Here is a 1,073-nt window from a genome sequence, read left to right on the forward strand (position 1 = left end):
GGGGCGGCGCGCTGATCCATCCGGCCGGCACCAACCCGCTGCCGGTGCCGCCGGGCGCACGGGCCCGGCCGGCCCCGCTGTGGGAGCCGCAACTGCTGGGCGACTTCACCGCCACCGCCGTGCCCGCCTCGGACGGCTTCGGCGATCCGCAGGTCTCCTGGGTGGTGTCGGCCGGCGGGCGGCGCATCTTTCATGGCGGCGACACGCTCTGGCACGGCCATTGGTGGCGGATCGGCCGCCAGCTTGGGCCCTTCGATGCCGCCTTTCTGCCTATCAATGGCGCACGCTTCGGCTGGCGCCAGCCGATCAGTGGCCAGCCGGGCGTGCTGACGCCCGAGCAGGCGGTGGCCGCCGCGACCGTGCTGGGCGCGCGCCGCCTGATCCCCATCCACTACGGCGTCTCGGGCATGGCCGAGTATGTGGAGGTCGAGGACCCGCTGGCCCGCCTGCGTGCGGCGGCTAGGGAGAAGCCCGTTGCCATCCAGGCGCTGACGCCGGGCGAGTGGCTGGATTGGGCGGCGTGAAGCGTCGGCACTCCCCGCCTTAGAGCCCCGCCAGCGCATGCCGCAGCAGCAAGGCCGACAGCACCCACATCGTCAGACCGATCAGGCTGTCCAGGACCTGCCAGGCCCGTGGCCGCGNTGACGCCGGGCGAGTGGCTGGATTGGGCGGCGTGAAGCGTCGGCACTCCCCGCCTTAGAGCCCCGCCAGCGCATGCCGCAGCAGCAAGGCCGACAGCACCCACATCGTCAGACCGATCAGGCTGTCCAGGACCTGCCAGGCCCGTGGCCGCGCGAACCAGGGCGCCAGCCAGCGGGCGCCGAAGCCCAGCAGCCCGAACCAGACAGCGCTGGCGAGCGCGGCGCCGGCGATGAAGAAGGCGCGCAGCTCGGCCGGCTGCTGGGCGCCTATGCTGCCCACCAGCAGCACGGTGTCCAGATAGACATGGGGGTTCAGCAGCGTGAAGGCCGCCGCCTGGGCCAGCGCCGCCGTGCGGCCCAGGCCTTCGCCGCCGGCCGCCGCCCGCAGCTGCCCCGACTGCCGGGCGCGGCGCAGCGCCAGCGCGCCGTAGA

At 74.1% G+C, this 1,073-nt stretch carries 2 protein-coding genes; one reads left to right on the forward strand and one right to left on the reverse strand.

All coding sequences use genetic code 11. The annotated features are described in order from the left end of the window. Positions 1-524, forward strand: a 524-nt coding sequence (locus tag PO768_RS28915) for an MBL fold metallo-hydrolase (protein WP_272648808.1), incomplete at its 5' end; no start/stop codon positions are given. A gap of 172 nt (positions 525-696) precedes the next feature. On the opposite strand, the gene PO768_RS28925 is transcribed toward PO768_RS28915, so the two are convergent. Further along, positions 697-1,073: LysE/ArgO family amino acid transporter (locus tag PO768_RS28925; protein ID WP_272648809.1), on the reverse strand; the 377-nt coding region annotated here is incomplete at its 5' end.

Origin of the sequence: Paucibacter sp. XJ19-41 (assembly GCF_028462495.1) — a bacterium.
In the GTDB taxonomy this organism is placed as follows: domain Bacteria; phylum Pseudomonadota; class Gammaproteobacteria; order Burkholderiales; family Burkholderiaceae_C; genus Roseateles_E.